Here is a 2,764-nt window from a genome sequence, read left to right on the forward strand (position 1 = left end):
TCCCCGGGCCCTGGAACCCCGGATGGGTACCCATCACCGACGACGGCATGGGCAACGCCCTGATCATCGACACCACCCCCGGCCCCAACGGCCACACCGGACAAATCCTCTCCATCACCACCAACGGCCACACCCAAGGCCTGGCCTACCCCAACCTCGCCACCCTCCTCAACACCTACCTACAAAACAACAACTACGTCCACGGCGAATAACCCTGAGATCCCAGCCACACCGCAGGCGGGCTCAGTACACTCCACACCATGAGCACTGCCTCGGCATTCGGCGCACTGGCCGTCATGGGACTGTTGGCCATTGTTGTGGTGGCCGGATTGATCTCCTGGTCGCGCACGCGGCGTCGTCGTGCGGAACTGCCCAACTCCGCCCCAGACCAAAGGTTTGGCCCCGGTGGTCTCCCGGTCCAGAACCCGCCGCAGCACGCAAACCAGAACGGCCCCGTGCCCCTCCCCGAGTTGCACCGGCGTGCCGGTGAGGCCCTGGTGGCTACTGATAACGCCGTGCAGGCCGCCGACCAAGAACTCGCTTTTGCTCAACTCCAATTCGGCGACGACGCCGTAGCCCCCTACCAGCGCGCCCTTCAGGAAGCCAAGGATCACCTGCAGAAATCCTTTGCCCTGCAACAAAAACTGGAAGACACCATTGCCGACACGGAGGCTGAACAACGCGCCTGGATCGGGGAGATCTTGGAGCGCTGTCAGCAGGCCACAACACCGTTGGCCCAGCACCGTGCAGATTTCAGCCAGCTCCGGGCGCTGGAGGCCAATGCGCAACAGGCCGGGGGCGCCGTCGTCGCTACCGTGGATGCCCTGGGCCCGGAGGTGGAGCGAGCGCAGAAAACCCTGGATCGTCTGGCACAACGCTATCTGGACTCGGCCTGGCAGACGCTCCCGGAGAACCTCAGTCAGGCCGGGGAGCGCATTGACTTTGTGCGGACCGCAGTCGATCAGGCTGAGCTGCACTCCCAATCCGGGCAGCGCTCACAAGCTGCCGTGGAAATCCGCGCAGCTGAGCAGGCTGCCGCCCAGGCCCGCGACCTGGTGGATTCGGTGCACCGCGGTGCCCAAGACCTGGAACGTGCTGAGCAGGCCTTGCGGGATGCCATTGCGGTGGCCCAGCGTGATGTTGCCGAGGCCGAGGCCACCGCGCAGGTAGCCATGCGCACTGAACTGACGGGAACTGCCGCCGGGGTGCGTTCGGTCCTCACCGGCATAGAGGCCGAACTGGCTGCCGGTCGATTCGATCCCTATGCACTCTCCCACCGCCTGTCCGTGGTGACCACAGAGCTGGAAAAAGCCCTGGCCGGGTTACGTGAAGAACACGAGCGAGACCGTGCAGCGCGAGCAACCCTGGACCGCACCCTGGTCTCAGCCCAGGCCGCAGTGACCCAAGCCCACGACTATGCCGGGGCGCGGCGCGGAGGTATCGGTGCCCAGTCACGGACGCACCTCTCCGAAGCCGAACGTCACCTTGGTGAGGCCCAACGGCTGCGCGCCACGGAGCCCTCGACCGCCCTGAATCACGCCAACGAGGCCATTCGCCTGGCCACCGCCTCCCGCCAGGAAGCCCAGCAGGACGTCTCTGGCTTCAGTGGTAACGGGGGTTACGGCAGTTACGGCAGTTACGGCAACAACGGGGGCTGGGGCATGGGTGGACCTGGCAGCTATAGCGGCTACGGCCGCAGCGGCAGGTCACGTCACCGTGGCCTGAACGGGAACATGCGCGGCTTGGGCGGACCCGGCTTGGGCGGTGCCGTCCTGGGCGGCATCCTCCTGGGTTCGGTGCTCAACGGCCTGGGCGACGACGACGGCGCCATCAGTCAGAGTTTCGGCGGCGGGTTCGGAGATGCCCCTGACGCCGATGACTTCCTGAGCGGACTCGGTGACTTTGGCGGATTCGACTTCTGAGCCATAAACCCACTTGTTGAGAACCAAACCTTGAACATCATCACGGAAGGAAACACACCATGAGTGCCAAACAGTCCATCTTTGGGCGGATCGCACAGTTGGCCAAGGCCAATATCAACTCCTTGATCGACTCAGCGGAGGACCCACAGAAGATGTTGGACCAGATGGTCCGGGACTACACCCAGAACATCCGTGAAGCGGAATCCGCTGTGGCCACCACCATCGGCCAGCTGAGGCTGTTGGAACAGGACCACGCCGAGGACATCCGCGACGCTGAAGAATGGGGCAACAAGGCTCTGGCCGCCTCCACCCGCGCTGATGAGTTCCGTTCAGCCGGTCAGAGTTCGGAAGCGGACAAGTTCGACAACCTGGCCAAAGTTGCCTTGCAGCGCCAAATGCAGCACGAATCAGAGGCACGCACCGCCCAGCCTCAGATCGAGCACCAGACGCAGGTGGTCAATCAGCTCAAGGACGGGCTGAACAAGATGCACGGCAAGCTACAGGAACTCTCCGCCAAGCGGGACGAACTCAACGCCCGCCAAAAGACCGTTGCTGCACAGGCCGCCGTCCAGGATTCCCTGAAGGCCTTTGACGTGATGGATCCCCTGTCAGAGGTCTCCCGGTTCGAAGACAAGATCCGCCGCGAAGAGGCGAGGGTTGCAGGCCAGCAGGAGTTGGCGGCGTCGTCGTTGGACGCGCAGTTCGAGTCCCTGGAGGAACTGGGCCGTCAGTCCGAGCTGGAGGCGCGGCTTGCGGCACTCAAAGCGGGCAGCTCAGCCAAGGAGGGCGAGAAGATCATCAGCTCAGAGGAGATCTGAGCCCACCTGATACAAGCCGTGCGC

The 2,764-nt window shown here is 64.0% G+C and carries 3 protein-coding genes; all 3 read left to right on the forward strand.

The window, feature by feature from the left end:
* Positions 1-212 (forward strand): SMI1/KNR4 family protein (locus tag Q4G32_RS13870; protein ID WP_303352328.1); only part of this gene is annotated, 212 nt, incomplete at its 5' end.
* Between the two features lie 48 nt (positions 213-260).
* A complete protein-coding gene (locus tag Q4G32_RS13875; RefSeq protein WP_303352331.1) occupies positions 261-1,922 on the forward strand; it encodes a TPM domain-containing protein in 1,662 nt (553 codons plus the stop codon).
* A gap of 59 nt (positions 1,923-1,981) precedes the next feature.
* Positions 1,982-2,740, forward strand: a complete 759-nt coding sequence (locus Q4G32_RS13880; protein WP_303352333.1) for a PspA/IM30 family protein — start codon at positions 1,982-1,984, stop codon at positions 2,738-2,740.
* The last annotated feature ends 24 nt before the right edge of the window (positions 2,741-2,764 follow it).

Origin of the sequence: Kocuria sp. (assembly GCF_030538595.1) — a bacterium.
GTDB lineage: Bacteria > Actinomycetota > Actinomycetes > Actinomycetales > Micrococcaceae > Kocuria.

Bases quoted from the DNA above. Each gene is read 5' to 3' on its own strand.
- Q4G32_RS13875 (WP_303352331.1), top strand. From the start codon at position 261: ATGAGCACTGCCTCGGCATTCGGCGCACTGGCCGTCATGGGACTGTTG.
- Q4G32_RS13880 (WP_303352333.1), top strand. From the start codon at position 1,982: ATGAGTGCCAAACAGTCCATCTTTGGGCGGATCGCACAGTTGGCCAAG.